Raw genomic sequence first — 24442 nt, forward strand, 5'->3', positions numbered from 1 at the left:
TATTTACGGCGCACTGATGATTTTCGTCAGCGCGATACGATACGCCGGCTGCACGTCGCCATCCTGGTCCAGCTTGTCCGTCATGATCACGCCGTAACCTTGTGCGTACCACACGTATTCGCCGCTTTTGCCTTTGCTCTTGCCACCCACGTCGCGCAGTTCGAACTTGCAGGCGTCGGGGAAGCGGCGCCCGCCCAGTTCCAGGCGTTCCCAGCCCAGGAAGGTGATCGAGAAATCGCGTTTATCCGTGCGCGTGGAGGTGGTGATCTTGTCGGACAGGCCAGCCAGCGGGTAGTGGGTGCTCGTTTGCGTGTCCGTGAACTGCACGCGCACTTCCTGGCCGGGGCGCATGGTGGCGGGAATAGCCGACTGCGCCGCGTAGACGTTCTTGCTGCGCACGCTGCCGTCTTCGTTGTAATGGACCATGCCCGTCAGGAATACCTGGCCGTCGCGGATGTCCTGGTAGGACGTGGCCAGCAGGACGCCGCCTTCGAGTATCAATTGGATGCCCTTGAGTTTCTTGCCCTCGAAGGTTTCCTCGACGTTGACTTGCGCGTCGCCATTGTTCTTGCTGAACCTGATGCCCGTCGTCAGTTCCATGCACTCGCCCACCGTGGGCGCCGCCTGTACGCCTGCGGCCGCGAATACGCCTGCCGCCACCATTCCACACCATGCTGCTTTCATTGTCATCCTTGCTATTTCTAAAGGATGTGATGATAGCTTGCCTGGGAGTAATGTGGCGCAGCCCTGGAGGCCGACTTAGCGGGCCGGTGCTGCCGGCGTCGCTGGTGGCGAGGTGGCCGCTGCGCTGGCAGCCGGGGTGTCCGGGGTGTCCGGCGTGGCCACGGGCTTGCCGCGCCGTGTGCGCTTGTCCGTGCGCGCCTTGGCGGGCTTGGCGTCGTGCACCAGCTTGCCCTTGTTGTCGAGTTTGTCGGACTGGTCCGATTTCTGGCCCGGATCATTTGGATTGTTGGTGTGGTTGCCCGTCTGGTTGACATTCGTCGTCGACTGGGCTTGCACCCAGGCGCCGCCGACGGTCATCAGGGTGGCGGCCAGCAAGAGAGCGGCGGTCTTCATGGCAGTGTCCTGTGCAAGTGTTGATGTGAGCTGGCATTCTCACACAGGAGGCCGCCCGCACGGGTAGGACGCCACCGCATGGCTGTGTCGGCCATTTGCTTCAGATCAACGGAATTGTTCCGTCGAGATATCAAATCGCTTGAGCTTGTCGTACAGGGTTTTCTTCGGGATATTCAAGGCAGCCGCCGCCTCGATGACGTTGCCATTGTGGCGGCGCAAGGCTTCCTCGATGATGGAGATTTCGAAAGTGTCGACTTGCTCGGCCAGCGAGGCTTCGCGGCAGCCGGCCGGACTCAGCGTGTCGTCGAGCAAGCCCAGCACGAAACGGTCGGCCACATTGTGCAGCTCGCGCACGTTGCCGGCCCAGCGCTGCGCCATCAGGGAGGCGATCAGTTCGCCGCTGACGAGGGCGGCCGGCTGGCCATAGCGCAGCGCCGCCTGCAGCACGAAAAACTCGAACAGCAGCGGGATATCCTCGCGCCGGTTGCGCAGGGCGGGCAGGGTGAGGCTGGCCACGTTCAGGCGGTAATACAGATCGGGCCGGAATTTCCCCTGTTCGGCCAGCACGCTCAAATCTTCCTTGGCGGCGGCGATGACGCGGAAATTCACGGATATCAATTTGTTCGATCCGAGGCGCTCCACTTGCCGTTCCTGCAGCACGCGCAGCAGTTTGACTTGCAGGGCCAGCGGCATGCTTTCTATTTCATCGAGGAACAGGGTGCCGCCGTTGGCGTATTCGATCTTGCCGATGCGCTGGCGCTGCGCACCTGTAAATGCGCCTTCCTCGTGGCCGAACAGTTCCGACTCGAAGATCGATTCGGGCAGGGCGCCGCAATTGATGGCCACGAACGGGTGGTCGCGCCGCTCGCTGAAGTCGTGCAGGCAGCGTGCAATCAGTTCTTTTCCGGTTCCCGTTTCACCGAGGATGATGATGTCGGCCGACTTCGGCGCCAGGTTCAGCACCAGCTGGCGCACCTTGGCCATGGCCGCGCTGCGGCCCACAATGCGCGCTTCGATGCCGACCCGCTGTTCGAGCTGGCGGCGCAAGTTCATGTTTTCCAGCACCAGGTGGCGTTTATCCAGGGCGCGGCGGCACACTTCCACCAGCAGGTCGGCGGAAAACGGCTTTTCGATGAAATCGTAGGCGCCACGGCGCATGGCGCCCACGGCCATCGACACGTCGCCGTGGCCCGTGACGAGGATCACGGGCAGGCTGGCATCCTGCGCCACGGCGATATCGAGCAGTTTCAAGCCATCCATGCCGGGCAGCTTGATATCGCTCAATAAAATGCCCGCAAATTCGGGCACCAGCCAGGGCAGCGCTTCCTCGGCCGTGGCGACGGCCGTCACTTGCAGTCCTGCCAGTTCCAGCGATTGCCGGGCGCCCTTGCGCACGACGGCATCGTCTTCCACCAGCAGCACTTGCATGCCTTCAAAATTATTCTCGTGCATCAGATGTTTCCTTCGTCTCTATCCCCCGGGTCGCAGCTCAGGGTGATGGTAAATTGTGCGCCGCCCCCTTCCTGCGCGCTGCGGTTGCGCACGGCCAGTGCGCTGCCGGCCGCGCGCAGTATGCCTGCGCTGATCGACAATCCCAAGCCCAGCCCGTGTTCCTTGGTGGTATAGAAGGGATCGAAGATCTTGTCGAGCGAGGCCAGCGGGATGCCGGGGCCATTATCGGTGATATGCAGCACAGCAAGGCCGCCTTCGCGGCGCACCTGGAACCATATCTGCACGGGCTCGCTTTCCGGCACGGCATCCATGGCGTTGGTGATCAGGTTGGTAAACACCTGTTCCAGGCCGATGGCGTTGCACAGCACGATGATGTCGTCCTCCAGCCAGCTTTCATGCAGGGTCAGGCGTTGCGAATGCTTGCGCGTGCGGATTTGCAGCATGGTTTGCGCAAACGCCTGGCGCACGCTGACGGGTTTGCGGGCATCGTCGCTGCGCCGCGCAAAGCCTTTCAGTTGCGAGGTGACATAGCCGAGACGCTTGACGAGGTCGGAAATGGTGGACAGGTTGTCCAGTGCATCGTCGATGCGGCCGCGTGCCAGAAACACCTTGGCATTGTCGGAAAACGTCTGCAGGGCGGCCAGCGGCTGGTTCAGTTCGTGCGTGACGCCGGCCGCCATCTGGCCGATGGCCGCCAGCTTGCCGCTTTGCACCAGTTCCGCCTGGGCATAGCGCAAGGTTTGCTCGGCGCGCTCGCGTTCGGCCACTTCCGCCTGCAGCCGGCCATTCGCGTGCACCAGGTCGGCCGTGCGCTGCTCGACCTTGATTTCCAGCTGTTCATAGGCGCGCGCCAGGGTTTGTTGCGCATTGAGTTTGTCAGCGATGCGGCGCCGGCGCTGGCGCGCATACATCAGGGCCAGCAGCAGCAAGGCCCAGCCCAGCGCGGCGGCCATGGCTGCGTTGCGCGCCGCCTCGTTCACCTGGTCGAGTTCGGCCAGCACGGTGATTTGCCATTGCAGCGGGCCCAGCGCGCGGTTCACGGCCAGATAGTCCACCTTGTCGGCGTTGCCGGACAGGGCCGGCGTGTCGCCCGACTGCTGGCGCTCCAGGGTCATGACGCTGGCGCCGTCGGCGAACTGGCGCAGCACCTTGTGCGGCAGGATGGGCAGGTTTTCCTGCAGGAACTGTCGCTGCGCGCTGATATCGTTCTTCGCGGCCGGCGACAGGGGTGCCAGGGTCTTGAACTTGAAGGCGGGTGTGGTGGCCAGGATGATCACGCCATTCGCATCCTTGACCCAGATCTGTTCGCCCGCACCGGGCGTGCGCCACGATTGCTCGATCCAGTCCAGGTTGACCTTGGCGGCGACGATGCCGATGATGCGCCCGTCGCGCTGCACGGGCTGGGAAATGAAATAGCCGGCTTCGAAGGTGGAGAAGCCGATGCCGTAGAAGCGGCCGATGCCGCCTGCGATGGCGTTCTTGAAATAGGGACGGAAGCCGTAGTTGACGCCCACGTAGGAGCTGCGGTCTTGCCAGTTGCTCGATGCCAGGGTCGTGCCCTTGTCGTCGAGCACGTAGACGGCAAAGGCGCCTGCGCGGCGGTTCATGTCGACCAGGTAGGCGTTGATCTGCGTGACTCTGTCGGCGCTGGGCTGTTCCAGCAATTGCGCCACGGCATCGCTCTGGGCCACGGCCAGGGGCAGGAATTCGTATTTGTTGAGAGCGCCGCCGATGGACGCTGCATACAGTTCCGCGCGCGAATCGAGCGTGCGGTGCAATTCATCGAGCTGGCGCTGCTTGACCCAGGCATACGACGCCCACGTCAGCAGGACCAGCGAGCCCACGGCCAGCAGGGGGGCGAGCGCGGGTCTCAAGGGCCATTTGCCGAGTGCCATGGTGCTCCGTGTGTTTGTTTGTTCAGATGTAACCCCAAAGCGAAGGACTGGGGTCGGACCTTAAGGTCCGACCCCGGCACTTGCTTTGGGGTATGGTCGCACAACGACTAATCTGCCGTACTCGCCATCGTTTCCGCATTGTGATGACGCTGCTGCTCTTCCATCACCATCTCGCCCAGCATGCGCTTGAGGCGGTTGAACTCGGGGTCGCTCGGATCGCGCGGGCGGGGCAGGTCGATGGCCACGTCGCGCTTGATGGTGCCGGGACGGTAGGTCATGACGATGGTGCGGTCGGCCAGGTAGATCGATTCCTCGATCGAGTGCGTCACAAAAACGATGGTGGTGCCGAAGACTTTCCAGATTTTCAGCAATTCATCTTGCAGGTTGCGCCGCGTCAAGGCATCCAGCGCGCCGAACGGTTCATCCATCAGCATGATGGGCGAATCGAGGGCCAGCACGCGGGCGATGGCCACGCGCTGGCGCATGCCGCCCGATAAGTCTTTCGGGTAGCGGGCACGGAATTCCGTCAAGCCCAGCATGCTCAGCAGCATGTCGACGCGTTCGCGGATTTCAGCCGGCGTCTTGCCGGCGATTTCCAGGCCGAAAGCGATATTACTCTCGATGCTCATCCACGGGAACAGCGCGTATTCCTGGAACACCATGCCGCGGTCGGGGCCGGGTTCGGTGATCAGTTTGCCGCCGGCCAGGATCTGGCCGGAAGTCGGCTGTGAGAAGCCTGCGATGGCATTGAGCAGGGTCGACTTGCCGCAGCCGGACGGCCCCAGCAGGCAGATGAACTCGCCGCTGGCGATTTCCAGGTTGATATCCTTCAGGGCAATGACGTCGGCGCCGCCCGTGGTGAAGATTTTATTGACTGCATTGATAGTGATCGTGGTCATGGCCGTTCCTCTCAGTGTTCCAGGCCGCGGTGCCACTGCAGCAAATGATTATTCAGGGCATTCATGGCCATATCGATGGCCAGGCCGAACAGGCCGATGGTAAACATGCCGGCGATAATCTTGTCGGACCAGAAGTACTCGCGCGCTTCCAGGATACGAAAACCCAGGCCGCTGTTGACGGCGATCATTTCGGCCACGATCACGACGATGAAGGCCGTGCCCATGCCGATGCGCGCGCCGGCCAGAATATACGGCGTGGCCGCTGGCAGGATGACGCGGCGAAACATCGTCATCTGGCTGGCGCCCAGGTTACGCGCGGCGCGGATGTAGATACCGTCGACCTGGCGCACGCCGGCGATGGTATTCATCAGCACGGGGAAGAAGGAACCGATGCTGATCAGGAAGAAGGCGGGCGGGTTGCCCAGGCCGAACCACAAGATCGCCAGCGGGATGTAGGCGATCGGCGGAATCGGGCGCAGCACCTGCACCAGCGGGTCGAACAGTTTATAGATGGTCTTGTTGGTACCCATCAGCAAGCCCAGCGGCAAGGCCAGGCCGGCGCCGATGGCGAAGCCGCCCAGCACGCGCGACAGGCTGGCCCAGGCGTCGTGCGGCAGTTCGCCGGAGAACATCCACACCAGGTAGTTGCCCGCTTCGGGCGTGTACGCTTGCATGGGGATCAGGTATTCATACCATTTCACCACCACGGCCACGGGCGAGGGCAGGATTTGCGGGTTGATCCAGCCGAACGTGGACAGCGCCTGCCAGAACAGCAGCACGACCACGGGCACGATGGCACCGTGCGCGAAGCGTTTCATCATTTGAATATTCATCGTGACACTTTCAGATTAGCGTGGAGCGTAGGTTTTCTTGGCTTTTTCCAGCAGGTCCAGCTTGACCCAGTCCTGGGCGGCAGGCGGCTTGGCCATGCGGCCCACGCCGAATTTCACCATGTAGTCGGTGGTCAGCTGCACGTGGCTCTGCGTAATGTCTTCCGTGAAGATGGCGTTGTCGATGGCATCGCGGTAATCCTCGGACGTGATCTGGTTCTTGAACATCGATTCGCGCACGTATTTTTCCGCCAGTTTCGGGTCGGCCAAAAACGCCCGGGTGGCGGCGACGAAGCAATCCATGAAGCGCTGGGCCACGGCCGGCTTTTCCTTGTACATTTTTTCCGTCATCACGAGGGCGCGCACGGGCTCGCCCAGCGGCGTGTCATACGGCTTGAGGATGGCCGAACCGTATTTCTTGTGGATCGCCTGCGTGGAGTAAGGCTCGGACTGGCTCATGGCGTCGATGTCGCGGGTCAAGAGAGCCTGGTTCAGGTCAGGATAGCCCATGTACAGGATCTGCACGTCCTTGCCCGGCTTGTCGGACCAGGTCAGCTTGGCCTTGGAGAGTTCGGCAAACAGCAGGATTTCCTGCGGGCCGCCGCGCGTGACGCCGACTTTCTTGCCTTTCAGGTCGGCAATGCCCTTGATGTTCAGGTCGGGACGCCCGACGATTTGCACGCCGCCCTTGGCGAAGCCGCCCACCAGGTACACGGGCAAGCCCGTGGCGCGGCCCGTGATGGCCGCTTCCAGCGCGCTGGCGGAGACGTCGATTTCGCCGGCGATCATCGCTGGCACGATGTCGAGCCCCTTGGCGAAGATGCGTTCCTCGATTTTCAGGTCGTATTTCGGCGCGATTTCTTTCATGTAGGCGACAGCGCCGTAATGGGCGAATTTCAGGTTGCCCAGTCGGACCAGATCGGCCGCGTGGACGGCGAGCGGGAATTGCGCGGCCAGTGCGACGGCCACGGCCAGAGCTTTGGTGTTCAGGAAGGACGAGATACGGAAGGTGCTTGCCATGCTGTTGTCTCCAAAAAAGGTAGATGGTTTTTATATTGGGTCAGGCTGCCGCTCTGATGGCGGTTATGAAAATATAAAAGCATCTTCCGTGCCAGTGGAGCGCATTTTGGCGTTTATTGCAAGTGATTGTTTATAAAGGTTTAATTTGATTCTATCGAAAATGGGAAATATCGATATTCCGTCTTTCCGCACGCCGAAGGGAAAGCTTGTGCGGATTGCCGCATTCCTGGCGTGGCGCATGCGGGACGGCATGCAGGTGAACCTTCACGGCGTGGCCGACTCCAATCGTAAAAAAACGCGTTGCAAACAGGCTGGCAACGCGTAACTCCCCCGTGGAGTAGGGGCGGCGCGGGCGCCGGATCGATCGCCGTCTGGCGGCCTTATTTTGGCGTGGTGGCGGGCGGCAGTGCCGGTGCGGTGGCTGGGTCGGTCAGCGGCGCGGGCGGCGTGACGTGGCCTGGACCGGCTTCCGGCGCCGCTGGCGTGACGGGGGCGGGCATCACCTGCGGGGCGGAAGCGGGGTTGGGTGCCATTTCGGGCAGTGGCGCATCTGCCGGTTTTTTACAGGCGGACAGGGTGACGAGCAAGGCGGCGGCCAACAGAGCAGGTATTTTCATGATGATTCCTTTGCAAGAGTCGAGGTATCGTATCGCGATGCGGCGGCGGGCGCCGCGCGTGAAGCTTGAATTTATGGCAAGAGTGCCGATGCTTCTGTTCGCCACTTCACCTTGAGCGCAGAAATGTCACTGCATGCAGATGCTTTGCAGAAATAATTCAGCGAGGAAATATTTTTCACTTTCTTGTTCCTAATGTTCGTTAACGCACAGACCAAGGAAGAGCAGGGTGGCATTCTATGCCCAGACGCTCAGGATTCGTGGTGTTCTGGTATAAAAATTGCCAAGAACTTAACAATCCGGGCTACCGGCAATCGTTTAAAAGGAGTATTCAAATGCATGCAATGACTCAGTCTCACGTGAAGAGCGAATTAAAGGCAGCGCACCAGGAACTTCGTAGCCCCGAAAAAGGCTCGCAAATGGTAGAACGCGCAGCACCCATCCCCCCGGAACGCATGAATCCCATTTCCATGGCACCGATCGAGCGCGTGCGCTCGACGTCGGCCACTCTGCGCCGCATCGAAAACATGCAAAAGCTGATCGGCGAATTGTCGCTGCACGAGATGCTGGCCGATGAAATCGCCTGGTTCCTCAAGTTTTCGCCATCGGGCGCGCGCAAATACATCCGCGACTTGCGCGAAGCGGGCGTGATCGAACTGGCCCGCTACATCGAAGGCACCGCCACCTATCTGGGCAAGGCAGTGTACCAGTTGACGCCAGACCCTGAGCGCGTGCGCGCCTTCCTGGCCGCCATCGTCCAGCCGAAACGCGAAGGCGCGCCACCGCGCAAGGACCGTCCAGGCCTGCGCGAGCAAAGCATGGCAGGCAGCGGCCGCCACTTCCACATCCTGGCCGATGACACGCATTACGCCATCCGTGTCAACCGCGGTCCCGTGACGCGCGATCCGCTCGTCGCTGCCCTGTTCGGTGCGCCGCAGCAAAAAACGGCCGAGTAACACCCGACGATTTTGTCGGGCGGTGTGAGCTTGTAATGAAAGCCGGGTTACGTCCCGGCTTTTGGCGTTGGCGCCAGCCCTTTGATCCTGGCGGATTGAAAAGATGTTAATCAACCCCATGTGGGCTGGACTGCCCGCCCGTTCCGCTGCGGGTTCATTCGAAGGAGCTTGTCCTTGTCTGCCTACACCGTCTCTCTTGGCCTCATTGCCCTCGCTGTCCTGACGCAGGCCGCCACATGAATCCGCTGCTATGGATCGCTCTCGTCACGGCCGCCATCGTCTTGTCGCTGTGGTTTCCCCGCTGGCGCTTGAAGCGGGCCCTGGCCAGGCCCTTGCCGCCAGAAGGCCTGGCCGTGCTGGAAAAGAATATTCCCGTCTACCGGCATATGCCGGCGCCGCTGCAGGAACAATTGCGCCGGCTCGTCGTGCAATTCCTGTACCAGAAGAAATTCGTCGGTTGCGGCGGCCTGGAGATCACGGACGAGATGCGCTACACCATCGCCGGCCAGGCCTGTTTGCTGCTGCTGAATCGCCAGACCCAGGTGTATCCGGAACTCGACACCATCCTCGTGTATCCCACGGAATTCATCGTCACGCGCAATGAAGTGGGGCCGGGTGGTGTGGTCACGCCATCGGCCAACGGATTGTTGGGCGAGTCCTGGGGCGACGGCCGCGTGGTGCTGGCCTGGGACCACGTGCAGCGCGGCGCGGCCGACTGGACCGATGGCCACAATGTGGTGCTGCATGAATTCGCCCACCAGCTCGACAGCGAATCGGGCGCCGCGAATGGCGCGCCTTACCTGCCCAGCGTGTCGAGCTACCGCAGCTGGGCCACGGTGCTGTCGCGTGACTTCGATAACCTGCGCCATGACGCCATCTATCAGCAGCACAGCGTGATGGACCATTACGGCGCCACGAATCCGGCCGAATTCTTTGCCGTGGCCACGGAAACCTTCTTTGAAAAGCCGTACCAGATGGCTGAGCACCACGCAGAACTGTACGCGCAATTCTTGCAGTACTACAAGGTCGACCCGCGCGACTGGATGGCGCCGCCGGTCGAGCCCGAGCACATGGCTTCGCCATTTCCCAACTTTGCCCAGCACTGGTAAGCGCGCACTTCAGTCCAGCAGCCGCTGTTTCAGTGCGGGATAGCTGCTGCGCGACACGGGGATGCCCGTGCTGGTCTGCGTGTCGAGCGTGTATTTGCCGCCCGCCGCGATCTGCAGCCGCTTGAAACCCAGGCTGTTGACGATGTAGGAGCGGTGCACGCGCAGGAAGTGGGGCGGCAGCAGGGCCATGAGCTTGTCGATAGGCAAGTCGTGAAAGCACTGTTCGCCGCTGCGCAGCACGATGTTGCTGTAGTGGCCATCGGCCTGCACGTGGTCGATCTCGGCCATGGCGATCCATTCCAGCGCGCCCCGTTTTTTGACGGCCAGCGAGGCCGCTTGCGTGTGCAGCCCCGTATAGCGTTGCAGCGCCTTGTGCAGCCGTTCGTGGCTGAACGGCTTGGCAACGAAGTCGAGCACGCCGAACTCGAAGGCCGTGATCGAGCGCTCCGCGTGGGCTGAGACGATGATGGTCTGGAACGGGGCCTTTTGGGCCAGGCGCAGCAGGTCATAGCCATCGGCGCCATGCAAATTCAAATCCAGCAGCAGCAAGTCATAGTCATGCTGCCGCAAGGCGGCCAGCGCCTGTTCCACATTGTCATGCAGCGCCAGCGCCGTCAGGCGCGTGCCGAAATGTGCGCGCACTTCGCGTTCGAGGCCTTGCGCGATCAGCGGTTCATCTTCCAGTATCAACACATTCATGGCGCCGCCGGCAAGCTAAAGGTGAGGCGCCAGCCTGCCTGCTGCGGATGACAGGCATAGTTGGCCGCATCGCCAAACACGGCCTGCAGGCTGGCGCGGATGTATTGTTCGCCCACGCCGCCGCCCGCGTGCGGGCGCGCCTCGCCTTCGGGCAGGACCAGGGTGAGCACTTGCGTTTTCGCATGGCGTGCGCTGCGCAGGATAAACACAGCGCCGTGGCGGTAGCGGTTGTGGCTGAACGCATTTTCCAGCGCCGTCAGCAACAGGGCGGGCGGCACGCTGATGCCCGCCGCCTCGCCATCGAGCTGCAGGCTGCATGGTTGTTGCAGCCGCGTGCCCATGATGCTCAGGTAATTCTGGCACAAAGCCAATTCCTGCGTCAGGGCAATACTGGGCTGCTGCGCAAACTCGTTGAGCATGCGCAATTCGGCGCCCAGCGCCTCGATGAAGGTTTCGGCCGCCTGCGGCGATTGCGCATTGAGTTCGCTGATCAGGCTGAGGGAATTCATCAGGAAATGCGGTTGCATGCTTTTGCGCAAGAGCTGGTTTTCCAGCTGCCGGGCGCGCGCCGCCTTGCTGCGTTCGCGCAGCAGCTGCGCCAGCAGCTGCGCACTCAGGGGCAGCAGCAAGAAGCACACGACGAGGGCGAAGCTGCCTTCGGCAAACTGGCTGCCTGTCAGCAGGAACAGAGCGCACGAGGCCAGCGCGATCAAGGTGCCGCCGCGGCTGCCCGGCAGGCGGCGCCACACGGCGATCAGGTTGAGCGCCAGGCTTGCGGCCAGACCCGTCAAGAACATCCACCAGCAGCGCGAATCGAAATGCGCGGGCAGTGCGCCGGCCAGCGCGATGCACGCCAGCAGCATGCTAGCGGCCAGCGGCCAGCGCGGCAGGCGGTACGCCGTATAAAAATACAGGGGCAGCAGGGTGGAAAACAGCCACGTCAGGGCGCTGACGGCATACAGGCGCGGCATGTGCCAGGGATAGGCATAGCCGGCAAAGCTGCGCCAGATTTCCACCACCAGCAGCAGCGTCGCCACCAGGCACAGCGCGGCAAACATGGCCCAGTGCCGCTGCCGCTGGTACAGTGCCGTCAAGACGAGGAAGAGCTAGGCGACGGCGCCCAGCGCCCCGGCCAGCAGCAGCGGCGGCAGCCGGTACCAGGCCAGCCCCGCGCGGTAGTCTTGCCGGTCGACCAGGTACAGCGCATAAAAGGGCGACGCCAGGCGGGCCGGCACCTGCTGCGTCGACAGCAGCAGGCGCAGGTGGTGCTTGCCCACCGTCAGTTGTTGTGGCGTCAAATGGATGGCGAAATCGATGTCGCCCGGGCGTTCCCCGCTGGCCTGGCGGGCCGGCTGGCCATTGCTGCCGATCCTGTCGCCATCGAGCCAGAGCTCGCTGGCGGCCAAGGCTGACAGCACCAGCAGCTGCGTCGACGAGGGCGTGGCGGCCAGCGTGACGTCGCGCTCGACGCACAGCAGTTGGCCCGGCTGGAGCAGCTGGTGCAGCGCAGCGGCGGGCGCCGCAGCACTCGCGCCGCAGGTGCGCCAGCCCTCGTCCAGCGATAGCCTGTCCATGCCCATGGCGAAAGGGGGCAAGGCCAGGCAGCACAGCAGAAGGTAGCGGAAGCAGGAGGGCATGGCGGCCATTGTAGCTGCTCATTTGCTCCCCCGTTGCCAACCCTTTGCAACATTTTCATCCTCTTCGGTGCCGTTCATGCGGGCCACGTGCATTTCGTGCACGGCCCGCCAAAAGTGTGTGAAATACACTTACCATGCATCAGCGCCGTGCAGTGCGCACGGCCCTCACCATGGAACAATGACTATGCAAAGCAGCAAATACTACGCTTTCACCGGCGCGCTGGCACTGTTGTGCGGCGTGGCGCAAGCCGCCTCCGCGCCCGCTGTTGTTCCCTCTCCTGCGCTGGCCGCGCGCCTGGCCGATTTCGACGGCTGGGCGGCCCAGCGCATGGGCACGCAGCGCATCCCGGGCGTGACCGTCGGTTTCAGCCAGGGTGAGGTGGAATGGGTAAAGGGTTATGGCTATGCGGACCTGGAAAACCGCGTGCCGGCCACGGCCCGCTCCAGCTACCGGCTGGCGTCCGTCACCAAGCCCATGACGGCGGTGGCCATCCTGCAGCTGGTCGAACAGGGCAAGGTCGACCTGGACGCGCCCGTGCAAACCTATGTGCCGTATTTTCCGGTCAAAGCGTTTCCCGTGACGGTACGCCAACTGCTGGGCCACCTGGGCGGCATCGACGCCTACCGCGACAGCCAGGCGGAACAGCATTTCAAGGAACACAAGGATACGCGCCAGTCCATCGCCGTCTTCGAACAGTTCGACCTGATCGCCGAACCGGGCACGCGCTTTCGCTACACCAGCTATGGCTACAACTTGCTGGGCGCCGTCATCGAGGGTGCCTCGGGCGAAAGCTATGGCGGCTACATGCGGCGCCATGTGTGGGGGCCGCTGGGCATGGACGCCATCGTGATGGACGATCCGGATGCCGTGATCTCCCATCGCGTGCGCGGCTACCGGCTCGACGGCCAGGCCTTGAAAAACTCGGAATTCGTCGACATCAGCAGCCGCTTTTCCGCCGGCGGCACGCGCGCCAGCGTGCCCGACATGCTGGCGTTCGGCAGGGGCGTCCATGCAGGCAAGATATTGTCGGCGGCCAGCGTGGCCGCCATGGTGCAGCCGATGGCCACGCGCGCGGGCCGCTTGACGGACTATGGCATGGGCTGGGAAGTGCTGCCGACGGGCGGGCGCTACGCCATTGCCCACAGCGGCCAGCAGCCGGAAACCGTCACTTATCTGTACAGCTTTCCTTCGCGCAAGCTGACCATTGCCGTCGCCGCCAATCTCGAGCGCGTCAATCCCGAGGCCTTTGTGCAGCGCCTGTTCGAAGTGGTCACGGGCGAGCCGTGGCAGCTGAACACGTATATCGCCGAGGCCGGCGCGCAGCGCACTTACCAGGTGGCGCAAGGCCTGTTCGAGGAGGGCAGGGCATACGCCGAACGCACGCATGAACCGTATGCCGATGCGGCTGCCACGCGCGAGGCATTCCTGCAAATCAACCGGCAGGCGCTGGCGCCCGATGCCAGCGCGGCGCGCGCCTACATCGAAACGGCGCGCCATCCAGCAGGCGGGCGCGCGTTTCTCACGGCCGGCGCCAGCATGGCCGCCCAGCTGCGCCAGTCGGGTGTCGACCTGGACACCTATTCACGCGGCGGCGCGCTGGCGTTTGCGCGCGACTATATTCTGTTGTCGCAAGGCGCCAAGGCCGGCGCCTTGCCGCGTTTTGAGGCCGCTTTCGAGCAAGCCATCGTGACCTTGGCCGCCAGTTGGGACCGCACGGCCGCCATCGCCTGGCCGGCCGCACCCGCATCCATTCCCGCACTGGATAGCCAGCTGCGCGCGGTCTTTAGCGGCCAGCGCGCCTATCCCGATTTCGTGCCCGAACTGCAGGAGCTGGCGCAAGCGTCGGTCGCGCGTGGCGAGACAGACGCGGCGCTGGCGGCCAGCCGCCTGGCCGTGGAACTGTATCCGCTCAGCGACCGCGCACATGCGCTGCAAGGCTTGATCTTGCTGCGCGCCGGCAAGGGGGAAGCGGCCCTGGTCGCCCTGCGCCTGGCGCTGGCCCGCGACCCGCTGGGCGCGGCCAGTGCGGCGGCGCTGAACCAGGAAGCGTATCGCCTGAAAGGCAGCGGCGCCGTGGCGCAAGGCATGGCCGTGCTGCAGGCGGCCGCCAGCCTGCATCCGCAGGACGCGAATTTGCAGGACAGCCTGGCCGAGTTTTATGTGGAGCAAGGCTTGCGCCCGCAAGCTGTCGAGGCGTATCGCCAGGCGCTGCGGCTCGATCCCCGCTATCCGGGCGCCGTGGGGGCAAAAGCGGCGATCCTGCGCCTCGGTGGCACCACACAGGCGCTGGCGCCTTAGATGAATTCTTCATATCTCTGCTGCTGGTGATTTTCGGGGTGTATTTCTTCCTGCCCTGCAGACATGATTGAGCGGCTGTGTGCGCAAGCGAACGGTATCCGGCGGCCGGCAGGCGCAGGCTATCGAGGTGGCGCACGGTGCGCCCGCAGCCGACCAGGAGGGCCGTATCATGTCACGCATCATCGCAGGTCATTTTCAGTTGCAGGAACAGATAGACGCCGCGCGCGCCGCCCTGAACCAGGCGGGTTTTTCCGATAGCCGCATCAGCGCCTTCTTTGTCAACCAGCCGGGGCAGCACGACTTGCATGCGCTCGGCGGCGACCGCGACATGTCGCCCGGCGCCAAGGAGACGCCGGAAGGCGTGGTGGAGGGCGTGGCCGTCGGCGCCGCCGTGGGTGCCGGCATCGGTGCCGCCGCCACCCTGGCGACAGGGCCGCTCGGTCCCGTCGTCGGCGCGCTGGTGGGCGCCCACGTGGGCTCGCTCTACAGTTTCAATAAAATGAAGGAGGCGGGCGAGTCCGAAAAACATGGCGAAAACAAGGGTGAAAACCGCCGCCAGCCGCGCCATCCGGGCATGCTGATCGCCGTCGCGCTGGGTGGCCTCGACGAGCGCGAACGGGCGCTCGAGGCGCTGCACCGGCTGGGCGCCGAGCATATCGAGGAAGCGGAAGGCACGATCGCCAATGGTGACTGGCACGATTTCGACCCGCTCAGCATTCCCGTGCTGGTGGCGTGAATCGGCGCGCCCGCCGTGCAATTGCATAAATGCCGCGCTGCATGCAATTTTAGGTATGATACTTGTTAGTATTGGTAATTATTGGTAAACAATGCCGACAGGGATAGTTTCCGCGCGCCCGTAGTGACACTGGACCAAGGTGACTGCCTGTAGTACTTGCCTCGCATGCTAACGAGTATGAATAGGAGGGCGCGTCATGACACAGGCATGGTTCATTCTGACACGGGCCGATGGGCGCGACATCTGCGCGCCCTCGCCGGCACAGCTGGCCGATGCGCTGGCCGAGGTCTACCGCGGCGCCACATCGGACGGCAGCCCGGCCGCCGTCTTGTTGCGCTTTGGCTACGACGACGGCTTGATGTATCAGGTCGAGGTCGCTAGCGGAGGTGAAGTCACTTTCGAGGAATGGTCGGACCGCGATTGCGAAATCGCCCTGGCCAGTCCGCGCCACATGTCGGCCCTGCCGCAGGGCGACGCGCTGCAGCTGTGGCAGTGGCTGGCGCAGCGCCAGGTGGCGAAGATCCGCAGCCAGCCCTGGCAGGGCGGCTAGTCCGAGCGTTTTATCAAAGGCCTAGTGCGCCATCAGCACGGGAATCGTCATGCTCTGCAAAATCGTGCGCGTGACGCCGCCCAGGATGGTTTCGCGCAGGCGCGAATGGCCATACGCTCCCATCACCAGCAAGTCGGCCGACAGGTCGGCGGCCTGCGACAGCAGCGCTTCGCCGATATCGCCGCGCCGCACGCCACCGCCATCGAGCAAATGCAGCCGCGCTTCCACGCCGTGGCGCGCCAGGTAGTGCGTCAGTTCGGCGCCCGGCTGTTCGCCGTGCTCGGCGGCATGCACCTGGGCATCGAAGATGGCGACGTGGACTTGTCCGGCGCGTTGCAGCAGGGGCAGGGCGGCGCTCACGGCGCGGCTCGCTTCCTTGCTGGCGTTCCAGGAAATGAGCACATTGCGCGCGGCCGCCGGCGGCGCCAGCAGGGGCAGCGGCGGCGCATACGGCACGATCAGCACGGGGCGGCCAGAATGCAGCAGCACATAGGCGGGAAAGTCGCGCATCACGGACGGCGATTTATCCTTGGCATTGTATTGGCTGATGACGACCAGGTCCGCATAGCGGGCCAGCAGGCTGATGCCGCCCGCCGCCTCGTCGTCGAGCACGCGCTGTTCGAACGAGGCGACGCCGGCCGCGCGCACCTGTTGCTCGAAACCGTCGAGGGCGCGCGTCGCCCGTTCCCGCAGGAAGTTCAAATGCAAGCTCAGGTTCGGGTCGGCGTCGAGGTCGGGCTGGTTCTGGTACAGCAGGCGCGACACGCCCGTCAGCGCCACCCCCGTCAGATGGCCGCCGCACGCCTGGGCGATGCTGGCTGCCGCGCCGATGCGGGCGGCGCGCCCGGCGCTGTCGTCGATGTGGAGCAATACGGTCTTGTACGTCATGGCCTGTCCTCTCGCTGTGCGGTAGGGGCTATTCTGGCACAGTCCGGGGTGCCGGCCGCGCACGACTGCATCAGGCTGAGCACTTGATCTGGCGCAAAGCTGGCGATAAAAACTGCTCCTACACTTGATCCCACGCAGAACAACCATAACAAGCGGGGAGAGACAGCAATGAAGGAACAAAAAATAGCACTGGTCACGGGCGGCATGGGCGGCCTGGGCACGGCCTTGTGCCGCCGCCTGCATGCGGCGGGCTTTGCCGTTGTGGCGGCGCATACGCCGGGCAATGCGCGCGTGGCAAGCTGGCTCGACGAGCAACAGGCGCAGCAGTATTATTTTCACCCGCTGGCCATCGACGTGAGCGATTTCGCTGCCTGCAGCGAAGCCGTGTCCAGCGTGCTGGCGCAGTTCGGCCGCATCGATGTGCTGGTCAACAATGCCGGCATCACGCGCGACCAGAGCATGCGCAAGATGGAATTGCCGCACTGGGCCGAGGTCATGCGCACCAATCTCGACAGCCTGTTCAACATGAGCAAGCAGGTGCTGGAACCCATGCTGGAAAAAAAGTGGGGCCGCATCATCAATATCTCGTCCGTGAATGGCCAGAAGGGCGCGTTCGGCCAGTGCAACTACGCGGCCGCCAAGGCGGGCGTGCATGGCTTCAGCAAGGCGCTGGCGCTGGAAGTGGCGCGCCACGGCATCACCGTCAACACGGTCTCGCCCGGCTACCTGCGCACGCAGATGGTGACGGCCGTGCCGGCCGATATCCTGGAAACGAAGATCCTGCCGCAGATTCCCCTGGGCCGCCTGGGCGAACCGGACGAGGTGGCGGCCCTGGTGGCTTACCTGGCATCCGACGAGGCGGCGTTCGTCACGGGCGCGAACATCGCCATCAATGGCGGGCAGCACATGAGTTAAGCAAGCGTAGAGCTTGCGGTAGGGCAATGGCAGTAGAGGAGACCCGTCCACCCAGCCGGCACGCACGATGCTGGCGCAGGACGGAAGGCAATGGTAGTCACGCTGGAAAACAGGGGGCAGGGCAGCGATGCCTTGCCCTTTGTTGTTGCGCCGCCGTCATGGTACGGGCACGCTGCTCAGCGCTGGGCTTTTTCCAGCCGCGTCTGGCAATCGATGCACAGGCGCGCTTCCGGGCGCGCGTTCAGGCGCGACAGGCCGATGGCTTCGCCGCAGTTGTCGCACAGGCCGTAGCTGCCATCGGCAAATTTGGCCAGCGCGTGCCTGATGATGGCCAGTTGCGCCAGGTTGTGCTCGGCCGCTTCGCTGACGAGGGCGTTCAAGGTGCGCACGCTGGCGTTGTCGGCCGGCGAGGCTTCGATTTCATTGAGCAGCGAGGCGCGCGCATCCGCTTCGGCCGCCTCGTTCTCGATCTGTTCCAGCAACGCCAGTTTGCGTTGCTCCAGCACGCCTTGCAGGCGCTGCAGCTGGTCTTGCGGCAATCCATTCATGGCTGTCCCCGATAGGCGTCTGTCCTATATGGTAGTCCAGTATGGGCGACTCTGCTTGCGCTACTGCCCGCGCCGCGTTTGATGCGGCGCAGGCAGGCAAGGGCTGTTCTATGCTGGTTCTTTCAGGCAGTTGACCATCCAGGCGACGCCGAACTGGTCTTTCAGCATGCCGAAGCGCTTGGCCCAGAACGTTTCCTCCAGCGGCATCTGGATGGTGCCGTCACGCGCCAGCGCGTCGAAAGCCCGTTCCGCCTGCTCCGGCGTATCGAGGGTCAGGCAGACCGAGCTGCCGCTCATGCCCTTGGCGCCATCCTCGGTGCAGCCGCCGTCCGAGCCCATCAGCATGGTGGGACCCAGCTGCACCGAGCCGTGCATGATCTTGTCGTACCAGTCTTCCTTGACCTGCTCCTGGCCCGGCGAGCCGCGAAACGGCATCAGGCACAGGTCTGTGCCATGCAGGTGCTGGCGGTAGTATTGCAGCGCTTGCGCGCAATTTCCATTGAATTGCAAATACGGTTCGATACGCATATTGGCCTCCTCTGGTGCTCCCGCGGGCACGATTACCACGCAGGGACGTCCCAGTATAGGCGCTCGCCGGACAAATTCAATCAGTCCGGCGCCATCTCTTGCAGCCGCTCACGCACCTTGCTCAGGGTGCCGAGGATGCGCTCGGGATTGCCAGCCAGGACAGCGCTGCCCAGGTGCAACAAGCTCGTCGCCAGGCTGATCCAGTGCCGCACGTCGTCGTTGCGGGCGATGCGCAGGCGCACCGTGTCGAGCAGGCCGCTGAGCTGGCGCTGCGCCGTTTCCAGGCCGGCTACCGTATGCCCGGCGGCATCGGCATACAGCTGGTTGGCTTGCTGGCGCAAGGCGACTTCCAGGGCGAAGACGGCTTGCGCCTGACTGTGGCTGATAGCGTTTTCGCCCTGGCTGGCGCGCTTGCGGATGGCGCGCATGACGGCGCCATGCAGGGTGACGGCCGCCTGCGACAGGCTGTCGGCCAGTTGCTCGACGCGCATGGCGCTGCTCAGAGCCGCTTCGCGGCGTTCGCTGTCGCTGCTCCTGCCTACTGATCCGTCCATCTTGCCTCCGTGGTGGTGAGGGCGGCAGCGAGCTGGGCGTGTTCGCGCCCCAGTGCCGCCAGTTGCCGGCGCGCCAGGGTATGGCGCAATCCAAACAGGCGATATTCCTCGGTTTTGCTTTGTTGCATGTTTTTCGCCAGCACGGCCAGCAGGCGCTGCTGCGGCGTGTCGGCATACGCGATTTCCACGTCCAGCAAGCCGAGCACCATGTCGCGCTCGTTGTCGCCGCTCTTGTCGTACAGCGCCAGCAAGTTGTCGAGCGCGGCCAGCAGCGCTTGCAGCGGCGCATCGCCGTCGTGCAGTACCTGCGCCAGGTGCGCCTGCTGGCTGGCCGCGCCGCCCAGACGCGAGAGTTGCTGCAGCAGCAAGGTGTAGGCGCTGACATGCCGGTCATCAATGCCGCTGCCCGGCCAGGCGCGGATGGCGGCGCCGGCACTGGCCAGTTCCGGCTGCACGTCATACGCGTCGTCCTGCGCCAGCCGGCCCAGCGCCTGCAGGTACAGGCGCACGGCTTGCGCCAGGCGCGCGACATCGGCTTGCGCGGCACGGCGCTGCGCATCGAGCAGGCGTTCGCGCGCGTCTACGGCCGGCGACAGATAGGGACGGGCGCGCCGGTAGGTGTCGACGTGGCGCTGCGACAGTTCGCTGAAGGCGGTCAAGGCATCGGTGCCGGCGGCCAGGGCGCGCACCTGCGCCAGCTCGGGGCGTGGAGTGGCGCAGCCGCACAGCACGCCAGCCAGGCAGAGGCTCAAGTACAGGTGCAGGCCAAGGGCGCGGCAATGGCGGGCGGGCAGGGCGGACACGTTACCTCTCGACAGGAAATACTGTATGGAAAGGTATTGTCGTGCCGGCCTGCGCTGTGCGCCTTGTGCGGGCGCAAGCGTGCTGCGATCAGGCGCCGCTTGTGCCCGTTAATTGTTCGCGCCAGCCCAGTCCGGCCACGCTATCGCCAACGGGACGGTATTCGCAGCCGACCCAGCCTGCGTAGCCGACCTGGTCGAGCAGCTTGAACAGATGGCGGTAATTGATTTCGCCCGTGCCCGGTTCGTGGCGGCCCGGCGTGTCGGCGATCTGGATGTGGCGGATCAGGGGCAGCAGGGCGCGGATGGTGTTGCTCAGTTCGCCTTCCATGCGCTGCATGTGATAGATGTCGTACTGCAAGAAAATATTGCTGCGCTGACAGTCGGCGATGATGTCGGCCGCTTGCTGGCTATGGTTCAGAAAGTAAGCGGGCATGTCGTAGTGGTTGATCGGCTCGATCAGCACGTGGATGCCGTGCGGACGGCAGGCGTCGGCGGCAAATTGCAGATTGCCGATCAGGCTTTGCCGCGCCCGTTCCAGGCTCATGCCGGGTGGCACGATGCCGGACATGCAGTGCAGCTGTTTCGCGCCCAGCGCCAGCGCGTAGTTGAGCGCCAATTGCACGTTGCTGCGAAATTCTTCGCCCCGGCGCGGATCGCAGGCGATGCCCCGTTCGCCGTTTTCCCAGTCGCCGGGCGGAAAATTGAAGACGGCCAGCTGCAGATGGTGGCGTTCCAGCCGCATGGCGATCTGCCGCGCCTCGACGGCATAGGGAAACAGGAATTCGACGGCATCGAAGCCTGCTTCTCTGGCGGCGGCAAAGCGGTCCAGGAAGGGCAGTTCGGTAAACATCATGCTGAGGTTGGCAGCGAAGTTCGGCATGGCAGCACGCAGGTGAGGATGATGGACACTATCCTAGCCCAAATCGGCAATCGGTGGCGTGCATAAAAAAACCGTTCCAGAAACAAGTCTTGGAACGGTTTTTATTGCTGCAATACGCTTACCCGCGCGTATTAACGGCCACGGCCGCCGGAGCGATGCGAAGCCGCCGAACGCGGCGCATTGCCGCTGCGGTTGCCGCCGCCACCGCCGCCCGCCGGGCCGGCGCTGCGTGGTTTGGCGCCGCTACCGCCGGTTTTCACGCGCACCACGGCGCCAGCTGGCGCGCGGCTGTTGTTGCGGTGACCGCCGGTGCCGCTGCGCAATTGCACAGGCTGGGCGCGGGCGTTCAGGTCTGGCTCGAAGCCTTCGATGACTTCGCGCGGCAGGGTTTGTTTGATCAGCTTTTCGATGTCTTTCAACATTTCGTGCTCATCCACGCAGACCAGCGACACGGCTTCGCCCTTGGCGCCGGCACGGCCCGTGCGGCCGATACGGTGCACATAGTCTTCCGGAATGTTCGGCAAGTCGTAGTTGACGACGTGCGGCAACTGGTCGATATCGATACCGCGCGCGGCGATGTCGGTGGCGACCAGCACTTGCAGGCTGCCATCCTTGAACTCGGACAGCGCGCGCGTGCGTGCCGACTGGCTCTTGTTGCCGTGGATGGCCAGGGCGCCGATGCCGTCCGCGCCCAGTTGCTCGACCAGTTTATTGGCGCCGTGCTTGGTGCGTGTAAACACCAGTACTTGCGTCCAGTTGTTCGACTTGATCAGGTAGGACAGCATCGGGTGCTTCTTGTCGCGGTCGACAGGATGGATCTTTTGCTGGATCACTTCCACGGTCGAATTGCGGCGCGCTACTTCGATCATGGCAGGCTTGTTCAGCAAGCCGTCGGCCAGGGCCTTGATCTCTTCCGAGAACGTGGCCGAGAACAGCAGGTTCTGGCGTTTCGGTGGCAGCACGGCCAGCACTTTCTTGATGTCGCGGATGAAGCCCATGTCGAGCATGCGGTCGGCTTCGTCGAGAATCAGGATTTCCACTTTCGACAGGTCAACCGTGCCCTGGCCCATGTGGTCCAGCAGGCGGCCCGGCGTGGCGACGAGCACGTCGACGCCGTGTTTGAGCTGCTTGATTTGCGGGTTGATGCCGACGCCGCCGAAGATCACGGTCGAATTCAGCTTGGTGTATTTGCCGTAGGTGCGCACGCTTTCCTCGACCTGCGCGGCGAGTTCGCGCGTCGGTGCCAGGATCAGGGCGCGGATCGGGCGCGTGGACGTGTTGCTGGTGATGGCCGCGCCATTCGCGTCAGTCGACAGGCGGTGCAGCAAGGGCAGGGTGAAGCCGGCCGTCTTGCCGGTACCGGTTTGTGCGCCGGCCAGCAAATCGCCGCCAGCCAGCACGGCGGGAATCGCCTGCGTCTGGATAGGGGTCGGCACGGTGTAGCCGTGTTCGGTAACGGCACGTACGATAGCGTCGGACAATCCGAGGGAGGAAAAGGACATGGTAACTTTATTGTGAGATCGGCCTGTCGCCATCGGGGGGCGCCAGTCGCAGGCAATCAGATTAGGGGTCGAAAGACAGCGGCAAGGGGACTGGTCATATGTGCCGCACACGCGAAGTATAACAGCATGGCAAAAAAGCGCCGGGTTTGTTTCAGGTACGCAATGCCACAGGTAAAGGAAATGCGTGGCTAGGGCGCGCTCCGGATTGGCGTTATTCACTATGATCGCCTGTAGCACTCCATGCGCGGGACTCACCGTGGCGCCGGGGTGTTCATTCCTGGAGGAATATCATGCGTATCGCCGATCTTCGCATCGCCACCCGCCTGTATGGCGGTTTCGGCACCATCGTCCTGTTGCTGGCCGCCCTGGTCACCGTCGCCACGCTGAATGTCTCGCGGCTGGCCGACGCCAATGCCATCAATACCCATACTTACCAGGTGCTCGCTGAAAACAGCGCGATGCTGGAAAGCCTGATCAACATGGAAACGGGCCAGCGCGGCTACGTGATCACGGGCGCGGAGGCGTCGCTGGAACCGTACAAGGCGGGGCAGGCCGGGTTTGGCACGCATCTGGCCAAGGCGCGCGACATGACCAGCGATAACCCTGCCCAGCAGGAGCGCCTGATGAAGCTCGATGCTGCCAAGCAAGCCTGGTTGGCCGGTGCGCTCGATCCCGTGATCGCCATGCGGCGCGCCGTGGCGCAGGGCACGGCGGCCATCGAGCCCGTGCTGGCGCTGGAGAAGGAAGGCCGGGGCAAGCAGGGCATGGATGCCATGCGGGCACTGCTGGGCGAGATCGGCCAGGCGGAAACGGTGTTGCTGGCCCGCCGCTCGGAAGCGGCGACGGCCTTGCAGGCGCGCACGCACTGGACGTTACTGGGCGGCGGCGCGGCGGCGCTGATCCTGGCCGCCCTGATCGCCTGGTGGCTCGCCCGCAACATTTCCGGCCCGCTGCGCGCGGCTATCGACGTGGCCAGGCAGGTGGCGCACGGCGACTTGACGGTGCAGGTGGACGTGCGCTCGAAGGATGAGACTGGCGAGCTGATGCAGGCATTGAAAGACATGACGGCCAGCCTGCTGCGCATTGTCACCGAAGTGCGCGGCGGCACGCAGGCCATCGCCACGGCGTCGCGCCAGATTGCCTCGGGCAATATCGACCTGTCCGCGCGCACGGAACAGCAGGCCAGTTCGCTGGAAGAGACGGCGTCGTCGATGGAGGAACTGACCAGCACGGTACAGCGCAATGCGCAGAATGCCAGCGAGGCCAACGGCCTGGCGGCGTCGGCCTCCACCGTGGCCGGCAAGGGCGGCGCAGTGGTGGCGCAAGTGGTGGAAACCATGGGCTCGATCAACGACTCGTCGCGCAAGATCGTCGACATCATCGGCGTGATCGACGGCATCGCCTTCCAGACGAATATCCTTGCCCTCAACGCGGCCGTGGAGGCGGCCCGGGCGGGAGAGCAGGGGCGCGGCTTTGCCGTCGTCGCCACGGAAGTGCGCAATCTGGCCCAAAGATCGGCTGGTGCAGCGAAGGAAATCAAGGGCTTGATCAACGATTCGGTGGCGCAGGTGGAAAACGGCGCGCGCCTGGTTGACGAGGCGGGCCACACCATGCGCGAAATCGTCGATAGCGTGCACAAGGTCAGCAGCATTGTCGGGCAGATCTCGGCCGCCAGCGACGAGCAGCGGGCTGGCATCGAGCAAGTCAACCAGGCGATCGGCGAAATGGACCAGGTGACCCAGCAAAACGCTGCGCTGGTGGAAGAGGCTGCCGCAGCGGCGGAATCCATGCAGGAGCAGGCCGCCCGGCTGGCCGATGCGGTGAGCGTGTTCAGGACCGCGCAGGTGGATGCCATTCCGGCGCTCGCGTCCCGGCCCGCCGCGCGCCGTCCGGTGCCGCTCAAGGTGGCGCACGCGCCTGCCCGCGTGAGTGGCAAGCCGGTGGTGCGCCATGCGCCGCAAGTACCGGCCGGCAAACAGCGCTCGGGGGAAGATGAGTGGGAAGAATTTTAATGAGGTAGTGCATGCGACAAATGTCGCACGTAGTGCTTG

General features: G+C 63.8%; 27 protein-coding genes. 9 read left to right on the forward strand and 18 right to left on the reverse strand.

The window, feature by feature from the left end; all coding sequences use genetic code 11:
- Positions 1 to 3: 3 nt before the first annotated feature.
- From CNX70_RS10130 to CNX70_RS10160, 7 genes are all read right to left on the reverse strand, one after another.
- Complete coding sequence (locus CNX70_RS10130; RefSeq protein WP_157750970.1) at positions 4 to 684, reverse strand: hypothetical protein; 681 nt, start codon at positions 682 to 684, stop codon at positions 4 to 6.
- Between the two features lie 75 nt (positions 685 to 759).
- Complete coding sequence (locus CNX70_RS10135; protein ID WP_096234586.1) at positions 760 to 1077, reverse strand: hypothetical protein; 318 nt, start codon at positions 1075 to 1077, stop codon at positions 760 to 762.
- A gap of 105 nt (positions 1078 to 1182) precedes the next feature.
- Entirely contained in the window at positions 1183 to 2529 is a 1347-nt protein-coding gene (locus tag CNX70_RS10140) for a sigma-54-dependent transcriptional regulator (RefSeq protein ID WP_096234587.1), read from the reverse strand.
- Positions 2529 to 4424 carry a sensor histidine kinase gene (locus CNX70_RS10145; RefSeq protein WP_096234588.1) on the reverse strand — a complete coding sequence of 632 codons (1896 nt, stop codon included), beginning with the start codon at positions 4422 to 4424 and terminating at the stop codon, positions 2529 to 2531. The genes CNX70_RS10140 and CNX70_RS10145 overlap by 1 nt, the downstream gene beginning before the upstream one ends.
- A gap of 107 nt (positions 4425 to 4531) precedes the next feature.
- The gene (locus tag CNX70_RS10150) at positions 4532 to 5323 is read right to left on the reverse strand and encodes an ABC transporter ATP-binding protein (protein ID WP_071078632.1); all 792 of its coding nucleotides are present in this window, start codon (positions 5321 to 5323) and stop codon (positions 4532 to 4534) included.
- Between the two features lie 11 nt (positions 5324 to 5334).
- Entirely contained in the window at positions 5335 to 6144 is an 810-nt protein-coding gene (locus tag CNX70_RS10155; RefSeq protein ID WP_373629728.1) for an ABC transporter permease, read from the reverse strand.
- A 27-nt stretch (positions 6145 to 6171) separates the two neighbouring features.
- Entirely contained in the window at positions 6172 to 7173 is a 1002-nt protein-coding gene (locus CNX70_RS10160) for an ABC transporter substrate-binding protein (protein WP_096234590.1), read from the reverse strand.
- Between CNX70_RS10160 and CNX70_RS28150 the strand changes: the two genes are divergently transcribed.
- Together CNX70_RS28150 and CNX70_RS10165 are read left to right on the forward strand one after the other, a co-directional pair.
- On the forward strand, positions 7172 to 7309 hold the full coding sequence (locus CNX70_RS28150) for a hypothetical protein (RefSeq protein ID WP_157750971.1): 138 nt from the start codon (positions 7172 to 7174) through the stop codon (positions 7307 to 7309). The two genes, CNX70_RS10160 and CNX70_RS28150, sit on opposite strands and share 2 nt — an antisense overlap.
- A gap of 24 nt (positions 7310 to 7333) precedes the next feature.
- The gene (locus tag CNX70_RS10165; RefSeq protein WP_167389636.1) at positions 7334 to 7498 is read left to right on the forward strand and encodes a hypothetical protein; all 165 of its coding nucleotides are present in this window, start codon (positions 7334 to 7336) and stop codon (positions 7496 to 7498) included.
- Between the two features lie 55 nt (positions 7499 to 7553).
- Here CNX70_RS10165 and CNX70_RS10170 read toward each other — a convergent pair whose 3' ends face one another.
- Entirely contained in the window at positions 7554 to 7790 is a 237-nt protein-coding gene (locus CNX70_RS10170; protein WP_157750972.1) for a hypothetical protein, read from the reverse strand.
- Positions 7791 to 8242: 452 nt separating this feature from the next.
- Between CNX70_RS10170 and CNX70_RS10175 the strand changes: the two genes are divergently transcribed.
- A complete protein-coding gene (locus tag CNX70_RS10175) occupies positions 8243 to 8743 on the forward strand; it encodes a winged helix-turn-helix domain-containing protein (protein ID WP_226938940.1) in 501 nt (166 codons plus the stop codon).
- 236 nt (positions 8744 to 8979) lie between these two features.
- Positions 8980 to 9852 carry a M90 family metallopeptidase gene (locus CNX70_RS10180; RefSeq protein WP_096234593.1) on the forward strand — a complete coding sequence of 291 codons (873 nt, stop codon included), beginning with the start codon at positions 8980 to 8982 and terminating at the stop codon, positions 9850 to 9852.
- A gap of 9 nt (positions 9853 to 9861) precedes the next feature.
- Here CNX70_RS10180 and CNX70_RS10185 read toward each other — a convergent pair whose 3' ends face one another.
- Genes CNX70_RS10185 through CNX70_RS10195 form a run of 3 tightly spaced genes read right to left on the reverse strand, consistent with a single transcriptional unit; the run spans position 9862 to position 12197 of the window.
- Positions 9862 to 10551, reverse strand: a complete 690-nt coding sequence (locus tag CNX70_RS10185; protein WP_096234594.1) for a LytR/AlgR family response regulator transcription factor — start codon at positions 10549 to 10551, stop codon at positions 9862 to 9864.
- Entirely contained in the window at positions 10548 to 11645 is a 1098-nt protein-coding gene (locus tag CNX70_RS10190) for a histidine kinase (RefSeq protein WP_157750973.1), read from the reverse strand. Before CNX70_RS10190 ends, CNX70_RS10185 begins: the two co-directional genes overlap by 4 nt.
- Before the next feature lie 12 nt (positions 11646 to 11657).
- Positions 11658 to 12197, reverse strand: coding sequence for a hypothetical protein (locus CNX70_RS10195; RefSeq protein ID WP_096234596.1), 540 nt, complete (start codon positions 12195 to 12197; stop codon positions 11658 to 11660).
- A gap of 175 nt (positions 12198 to 12372) precedes the next feature.
- On the opposite strand from CNX70_RS10195, the gene CNX70_RS10200 reads away from it, so the two are divergent.
- From CNX70_RS10200 to CNX70_RS10210, 3 genes are all read left to right on the forward strand, one after another.
- Positions 12373 to 14487: a serine hydrolase domain-containing protein gene (locus CNX70_RS10200; RefSeq protein ID WP_167389637.1), complete on the forward strand. Its 2115-nt coding sequence runs from the start codon at positions 12373 to 12375 to the stop codon at positions 14485 to 14487.
- A 169-nt stretch (positions 14488 to 14656) separates the two neighbouring features.
- Positions 14657 to 15223 carry a glycine zipper domain-containing protein gene (locus CNX70_RS10205; protein ID WP_096238374.1) on the forward strand — a complete coding sequence of 189 codons (567 nt, stop codon included), beginning with the start codon at positions 14657 to 14659 and terminating at the stop codon, positions 15221 to 15223.
- A 196-nt stretch (positions 15224 to 15419) separates the two neighbouring features.
- A complete protein-coding gene (locus CNX70_RS10210) occupies positions 15420 to 15773 on the forward strand; it encodes a hypothetical protein (RefSeq protein ID WP_096234598.1) in 354 nt (117 codons plus the stop codon).
- A gap of 21 nt (positions 15774 to 15794) precedes the next feature.
- On the opposite strand, the gene CNX70_RS10215 is transcribed toward CNX70_RS10210, so the two are convergent.
- Positions 15795 to 16661 (reverse strand): universal stress protein, encoded by an 867-nt coding sequence (locus tag CNX70_RS10215; RefSeq protein WP_096234599.1) that lies wholly within the window; start codon positions 16659 to 16661, stop codon positions 15795 to 15797.
- Between the two features lie 168 nt (positions 16662 to 16829).
- Between CNX70_RS10215 and phbB the strand changes: the two genes are divergently transcribed.
- Positions 16830 to 17576 (forward strand): acetoacetyl-CoA reductase, encoded by a 747-nt coding sequence (gene phbB / locus CNX70_RS10220; RefSeq protein WP_096234600.1) that lies wholly within the window; start codon positions 16830 to 16832, stop codon positions 17574 to 17576.
- Positions 17577 to 17752: 176 nt separating this feature from the next.
- Here phbB and CNX70_RS10225 read toward each other — a convergent pair whose 3' ends face one another.
- The 6 genes from CNX70_RS10225 to CNX70_RS10250 all read right to left on the reverse strand — a co-directional run bounded on the left by CNX70_RS10225 (position 17753) and on the right by CNX70_RS10250 (position 22391).
- Positions 17753 to 18124 carry a TraR/DksA family transcriptional regulator gene (locus tag CNX70_RS10225; RefSeq protein WP_096234601.1) on the reverse strand — a complete coding sequence of 124 codons (372 nt, stop codon included), beginning with the start codon at positions 18122 to 18124 and terminating at the stop codon, positions 17753 to 17755.
- A 108-nt stretch (positions 18125 to 18232) separates the two neighbouring features.
- On the reverse strand, positions 18233 to 18652 hold the full coding sequence (locus tag CNX70_RS10230) for a VOC family protein (protein ID WP_096234602.1): 420 nt from the start codon (positions 18650 to 18652) through the stop codon (positions 18233 to 18235).
- A gap of 80 nt (positions 18653 to 18732) precedes the next feature.
- Entirely contained in the window at positions 18733 to 19206 is a 474-nt protein-coding gene (locus CNX70_RS10235) for a hypothetical protein (RefSeq protein ID WP_096234603.1), read from the reverse strand.
- Positions 19191 to 20009, reverse strand: coding sequence for a hypothetical protein (locus CNX70_RS10240; protein ID WP_157750974.1), 819 nt, complete (start codon positions 20007 to 20009; stop codon positions 19191 to 19193). The genes CNX70_RS10235 and CNX70_RS10240 overlap by 16 nt, the downstream gene beginning before the upstream one ends.
- An 88-nt stretch (positions 20010 to 20097) precedes the next feature.
- Positions 20098 to 20889, reverse strand: a complete 792-nt coding sequence (gene otnI / locus CNX70_RS10245) for a 2-oxo-tetronate isomerase (RefSeq protein ID WP_096234605.1) — start codon at positions 20887 to 20889, stop codon at positions 20098 to 20100.
- A gap of 131 nt (positions 20890 to 21020) precedes the next feature.
- Positions 21021 to 22391 carry a DEAD/DEAH box helicase gene (locus CNX70_RS10250; RefSeq protein WP_096234606.1) on the reverse strand — a complete coding sequence of 457 codons (1371 nt, stop codon included), beginning with the start codon at positions 22389 to 22391 and terminating at the stop codon, positions 21021 to 21023.
- 290 nt (positions 22392 to 22681) lie between these two features.
- Here CNX70_RS10250 and CNX70_RS10255 point away from each other — a divergent pair, with 290 nt between their 5' ends.
- Positions 22682 to 24403, forward strand: coding sequence for a methyl-accepting chemotaxis protein (locus CNX70_RS10255; RefSeq protein ID WP_096234607.1), 1722 nt, complete (start codon positions 22682 to 22684; stop codon positions 24401 to 24403).
- Positions 24404 to 24442 lie beyond the last annotated feature (39 nt).

It is taken from the genome of Janthinobacterium svalbardense (assembly GCF_002327145.1).
Lineage (GTDB): Bacteria > Pseudomonadota > Gammaproteobacteria > Burkholderiales > Burkholderiaceae_D > Janthinobacterium > Janthinobacterium tructae.